General features: G+C 77.3%; 5 protein-coding genes and 1 pseudogene. 5 read left to right on the top strand and 1 reads right to left on the bottom strand.

Annotation, left to right across the window (positions count from 1 at the left end):
• From GTR00_RS13065 to GTR00_RS26400, 5 genes and pseudogenes are all read left to right on the top strand, one after another.
• The coding region (locus GTR00_RS13065) for a 5-(carboxyamino)imidazole ribonucleotide synthase (protein ID WP_240900077.1) at window positions 1-1,193 on the top strand (1,193 nt) is incomplete at its 5' end.
• Window positions 1,194-1,216: 23 nt separating this feature from the next.
• Window positions 1,217-1,711, top strand: coding sequence for a 5-(carboxyamino)imidazole ribonucleotide mutase (purE, locus tag GTR00_RS13060; RefSeq protein ID WP_166612047.1), 495 nt, complete (start codon window positions 1,217-1,219; stop codon window positions 1,709-1,711).
• Window positions 1,712-1,715: 4 nt separating this feature from the next.
• Complete coding sequence (locus GTR00_RS13055; RefSeq protein WP_323132452.1) at window positions 1,716-3,026, top strand: alpha/beta fold hydrolase; 1,311 nt, start codon at window positions 1,716-1,718, stop codon at window positions 3,024-3,026.
• 55 nt (window positions 3,027-3,081) lie between these two features.
• Window positions 3,082-3,483: pseudogene (locus GTR00_RS26405) on the top strand (alpha/beta fold hydrolase); the annotation flags it as partial.
• A gap of 381 nt (window positions 3,484-3,864) precedes the next feature.
• Window positions 3,865-4,716 carry an HpcH/HpaI aldolase/citrate lyase family protein gene (locus GTR00_RS26400; RefSeq protein ID WP_166612044.1) on the top strand — a complete coding sequence of 284 codons (852 nt, stop codon included), beginning with the start codon at window positions 3,865-3,867 and terminating at the stop codon, window positions 4,714-4,716.
• Window positions 4,717-4,737: 21 nt separating this feature from the next.
• Here the strand turns inward: GTR00_RS26400 and GTR00_RS13040 are convergent.
• A partial coding sequence (locus GTR00_RS13040) for an LCP family protein (RefSeq protein ID WP_205705721.1) occupies window positions 4,738-5,750 on the bottom strand: 1,013 nt, incomplete at its 5' end.

The following is a 5,750-nucleotide window of genomic DNA, read 5'->3' as shown; positions in this document are numbered from 1 at the left end:
ACGCGCGCCCCGGCGGCTTCCCCGTCGTCGGCGTCGTCGGCGGCGGCCAGCTGGCCCGCATGATGCAGCCGGCCGCGGTCGCCCTGGGCCTGCGGCTGCGGGTGCTGGCCGAGGGGCCCGGCGTCAGCGCCGCCCAGGTCGTCGCCGACGCCCCCGTCGGCGCGGCCGACGACCTCGACGCGCTGCGCGCCTTCGCCGCCGGGTGCGACGCGGTGACCTTCGACCACGAGCACGTGCCCGGCGAGGGGCTGCGGGCGATGGCGGAGCTGACGAGCGTGCAGCCCGGCGCCGAGGCCCTCGTGCACGCCCAGGACAAGCTCGTCATGCGCGAGCGCCTCACCGCGCTGGGGGTGCCCTGCCCGCGCTGGGCGGCGGTGGCCGGGCGCGCCGACGTGGAGGCCTTCGCCGCCGGCGCCGGCTGGCCGGTGGTGCTGAAGACCCCGCGCGGCGGCTACGACGGCAAGGGCGTGCTCGTGCTCGACGGGCCCGGCGACGCCGGCTGGGCCACCGCCGACGCCTGGTTCGCCGACTGGGCCGGGCGCGGGCCGCTGCTGGCCGAGGAGCACGTCGCCTTCACCCGCGAGCTGGCCGCCCTGGTCGCCCGCAGCCCCTCCGGGCAGGCGGCGGCCTGGCCGGTGGTGGAGACCGTGCAGCGGCGCGGGGTGTGCCACGAGGTCACCGCCCCCGCCCCGGACCTGGACCCCGACCTGGCCGCGCACCTGACGGACGTGGCCCTGCGCATCGCCGGCGGCCTGGGGGTCACCGGCGTGCTGGCGGTGGAGGTCTTCGAGGTCGAGCGCGGCGGGCGCCGCGAGGTGCTCGTCAACGAGCTGGCGATGCGCCCGCACAACTCCGGGCACTGGAGCATCGACGGCTCGGTGACCAGCCAGTTCGAGCAGCACCTGCGCGCCGTGCTGGACCTGCCGCTGGGGGGCACCTCCGCGCGCGCGCCGTGGACGGTGATGGTCAACGTGCTGGGCCCGGAGCGCACGCAGGAGCGGCACGCGGACCTGTACCGCTCCTACCTGCACGTCATGGCGCACGACCCGGGTGCCAAGGTGCACCTGTACGGCAAGGAGCAGCGGCCCGGCCGCAAGCTCGGCCACGTCACCGTCTTCGGGGACGACCTGGACACCGTCCGCGCGCGTGCCCGGCACGCCGCGGCCTTCATCGCGGGGGAGATCGACGAGTGAGCGCACCGGTGGTCGGCCTGGTCATGGGATCGGACTCCGACTGGCCCGTCATGGAGGAGGCGGCCAAGGCCCTGGAGGAGTTCGGCATCGCGCACGAGGTGGACGTCGTCTCCGCGCACCGCATGCCGCACGACATGGTGGCCTGGGGCGCCTCCGCCGCGCAGCGCGGCCTGCGCGTGGTCGTCGCCGGCGCCGGCGGGGCCGCGCACCTGCCGGGGATGCTCGCCAGCGTCACCCCGCTGCCCGTCATCGGCGTGCCCGTGCCGCTGCGGCACCTGGACGGGATGGACTCGCTGCTGTCCATCGTGCAGATGCCCTCGGGCGTGCCGGTGGCCACCGTCTCCATCGGCGGCGCCCGCAACGCCGGCCTGCTCGCGGTGCGGATCCTCGCCGCCACCGACGAGGCGCTGCGCGAGCGGGTCGTGGAGTTCCAGGAGTCGCTGCGCCAGGGCGCGGTGGACAAGGGGGAGAAGCTGCGCGCCCGCGCGCGGCGCACCGGCACCGGCTTCGGGGCCTGAGGTCGTGGGCGGCGCCGCGCAGCTGGTCACCGGCTCGCACCGCGTCGACGGCCACGACGTGCACGAGCACGTCCTGACCGTCCCGCTGGACCGCACCGGCGCCGAGCCGGGCACGGTGGAGGTCTTCGCCCGCGAGTACGTGCGCACCGGGCGCGCGGACCGCCCCCGCCTGGTGTTCCTCCAGGGCGGGCCCGGCCACCCCTCCCCGCGCCCCGACGTCGTGGGCGGCTGGCTGGACCGGGCCCTGGAGGAGTTCCGCGTCGTGCTGCTCGACCAGCGCGGCACCGGGCGCTCCACGCCGCTGGACGCGCAGTCCCTGGGCGAGGTCGGCGCCGCGGCCGCGCAGGCCCGGCACCTGGCGCACTTCCGCGCCGACGCGATCGTCGCCGACGCCGAGGCGCTGCGCCGGGCGCTGCAGGGCGAGGAGCCGTGGTGGGCGCTGGGGCAGAGCTTCGGCGGCTTCGTGCTCACCTGCTACCTCTCGCAGGCCCCGCACGGCCTGGCCGGCGCGCTGGTCACCGCCGGCCTGCCGGGCCTGCGCACCGGCGCCGACGACGTGTACCGCGCCACCTACGCGCTCACCGCGCGGCGCAACCGCGAGTTCTTCGCCCGCTACCCGCGCGACGAGGCCGTCGCCCGTGCGGTGGCCGCGCACCTGGACGGCGAGGAGGAGCTGCTGCCCACCGGCGAGCGCCTCAGCTCCCGCCGCTTCCGCACCCTGGGCGCCGCGCTGGGCCAGCAGTCCGGGTTCGACGCGCTGCACTTCGCCCTGGAGGACCCCTTCACCACCGTGCGCGGCGCGCGGCGGCTGCGCACCCGGTTCCTGCTGGAGGCCGGCCGGCGCCTGTCGTTCGCGGCGCACCCGCTGTACGCGGTGCTGCACGAGAGCATCTACGCGCAGGGCCCGCTCACCGGCGCCACCGCCTGGTCCGCGCACCGGGTGCGCGGGGAGCTGGAGGAGTTCTCCCTCGACGCGCCCGCCGGCGCGCCGTTCCGCTTCACCGGCGAGCACGTGTACCCCTGGCAGTTCGAGGAGGACCCCGCGCTGGTGCCGCTGCGCGGGGCCGCGGACCTGCTCGCCGCCCGCGAGGACCTCCCCGCGCTGTACGACCCGGACGTGCTGGCCGCCAACGAGGTGCCCGTGGCCGCCGCGGTGTACGTCGACGACATGTTCGTCCCGTACGCGCTCAGCCGGGAGACCGCGCGCGCGGTGCGCGGCGCACGCACGTTCGTCACCAACGAGTACCAGCACGACGGCCTGCGCATGGACGGCAAGCGCCTGCTGGAGGTGCTGCTGGAGCTGGTCCGCCGCTGAGCCGGCCCGCGCGCCGGCCGGGCCGACCGCCCGCGCGGGCCCGGCGTCCAGCAGGATGTCGCACGTGCCCAGCACCGACGCGCCCGCGCAGCTCACCGTCACCGCCACCGACGGCACCCGGCTCGCCACCTACTCCTGGGGGGAGCCGGACGCGCCCGCCGTGGTCGCCGTGCACGGCTTCGCCTCCAGCGCGACGGCGAACTTCGCGCAGACGGGCTGGACGCGCGACCTCGTGCGCGCCGGGTTCCGCGTCCTGGCCCTCGACCAGCGCGGCCACGGCGCCAGCGACGGCCCGCACGACCCGCGCGCCTACGGCCTGGACCTGCTCGTCGCCGACGTCATCGCCGCCCTGGACGCCCACGGCGTGCAGCGGGCCCACTACGTCGGCTACTCCCTGGGCGCCCGCGTCGGCTGGCAGGCCGCGCTGCAGGTGCCCGACCGCATCGCCAGCGCGGTGCTCGGCGGGATCCCCGACGGCGAGCCCCTGCAGCGCTTCGACCTGGAGCAGGCCCGCGCCCACCTCGAGGACGGCGCGGAGGTCACCGACCGCATCACCGCCGCCTACCTGACGATGGCGGAGTCGATCGCGGGCAACGACCTGCGCGCCCTGATCGCCCTGGTGGAGGGGATGCGCGGCAGCGGGCAGCCCGACGCGGGCGACCCGCCGCGCCAGCCGCTGCTGTTCGCCACCGGCAGCGAGGACGGCATCCTGGAGCGCTCGCGCCGCCTGGCCGCCGCCGTCCCGCAGGGCTCCTTCTTCGAGATCCCCGGCCGGCACCACTTCAACGCCCCCACCTCCCGGCACTTCCGCACCGCGGCCATCGACTTCCTCACCGAGCTGCCCACCGCGGCCCCCGCCGCCGCGCCGGCGCGCGCCGTGCCGCCGGAGCTGGCGCGCTCCTGGCTGCTCGTCTCCGCGCTGGAGGAGGACCTCGACGCCGCCTGGCGCGCCGGCGCCGACCAGCTCGTGCTCGACCTGGAGGACGGCGTCGACCCCTCCCTGAAGGACGCGGCCCGCGCGGTCGTCGTGGAGCGGCTCTCCGGCGGGCGCCGGGCGTGGGTGCGCGTCAACGGCCGCGCCAGCGAGCACTGGCGGCGCGACGTGGACGCCCTGCGCGGGCTGCCCGGGCTGGCGGGGGTGTGGCTGTCCAAGACGGAGTCCGGCACGCAGGTCACCGAGACCGCCGACCGCCTCGGCGGCGACGTGCCCGTCGTCGCGCTCGTGGAGTCCGCGCTCGGCGTGGAGGAGGCCGTGGGCACCGCCCGCGCCCGCGGCTGCTTCCGCCTGGCCTTCGGCAGCGCCGACTACCGCCTGGACACCGCCACCGGCGCCGGGGAGGTGGCCATGGGCTACCCCCGCTCGCGCCTGGTCGTGGCCAGCCGCATCGGCGGGCTGCCCGGGCCGGTCGACGGGCCCACGCTGGGCACCGGCCACGCCGCGCTGCGCGAGGCCGCCGAGGCGGCCGCGCAGCTGGGCCTGACCGGCAAGCTGTGCCTGGAGGCCGGTCAGGTCGACGTCGTCAACGAGGCGCTCAGCCCCACCCGCACCGACGTCGCGTGGGCGCGGCGCTTCCTGGCCGACTTCGACGCCCGCGGTCGCAAGGTGCGCGACAGCGGCGACCTGCCGCGCCTGGGCCGCGCCGAGCGCATCGAGCGCCTGGCGCGCGCCTTCGGCGTCGAGCCGCGCTGAACGCGCCCGGGGCCGGTGGGCTCAGGCGCCGCTGAGCGAGCGCAGCGCCTGCGTGTCGTCGCGCTCGAGGTCGCCGAACATCTCCAGCGCCCGCTCGGTGTCCCACTTCACGGCCGTGCCGGAGGAGGTGCGGTAGCTCGGGTCCGCCACCGGCACGGTCATGGAGACCCCGTCCGCGCCGGTCGCCGAGCGCATGCCCGTCGCGAAGCGCAGGATGTCCGCCATCGAGGCGTCCTCGTCCACGGCGACCGCGCCGCCGCCGGCCGCGGCCAGCGGGAAGGAGCGGAACGGGTTGAGCAGGGTCACCGGGCTGGACGCCTTCGCCACGATCGCCGCCAGCAGCTCGCGCTGCCGGTTCGCCCGGCCCAGGTCGCCCAGGGGGTCGGAGTAGCGGTAGCGCGCGTACCCCAGGGCGGTGGCGCCGTCCATCGACTGGCAGCCGGCGGGGATGTCCAGGCCCGCGCGCACGTCCTGCACCGCCTGCGCCGGGCACATCTCCACCCCGCCGACGGCGTCGACGATGCGGGCGAACCCGGCGAAGCCGGTCTCGACGTAGTGGTCCACCCGCAGCCCGGAGACCTCCTCCACGGTCTGCGTCAGCAGCGGCGCACCGCCGATCGAGAACGCGGCGTTGATCTTGCTGGAGCCGTGGCCGGGGATGGGCACGTAGGAGTCGCGCGGGATGCTGATGAGCGCCGAGGGCCCCGACCGCGGCACGTGCAGCAGCATGATCGTGTCGGTGCGCCGGCCGAGGATGTCGTCGCCGCCGGCGGAGTACTCCGCGATCTCCTCCGCGCTCATCCCGTCGCGCGAGTCGCTGCCCACGATGAGGTAGGTGGTGCCCGGGGTGGCCGCGGGGCGCTCGCCGGTGGAGGCGGCGGCCACGTGCCGCACCGCGGACCAGCCGCGCCAGCCCAGCGCCAGCGGGTAGCCCACGGCCAGCGCGACGACCAGCAGCAGCACCAGCAGGGTGCGGCGGCGGCGCTGCGCGGCGCTGCGGCGCCGCGGCGCCCGCGGCGGGGGGCCACCGGGCC

Origin of the sequence: Kineococcus indalonis (assembly GCF_009906395.1) — a bacterium.
GTDB classification, from domain to species: Bacteria; Actinomycetota; Actinomycetes; order Actinomycetales; family Kineococcaceae; genus Kineococcus; species Kineococcus indalonis.
This window is presented reverse-complemented; position numbering and strand designations above follow the sequence as displayed.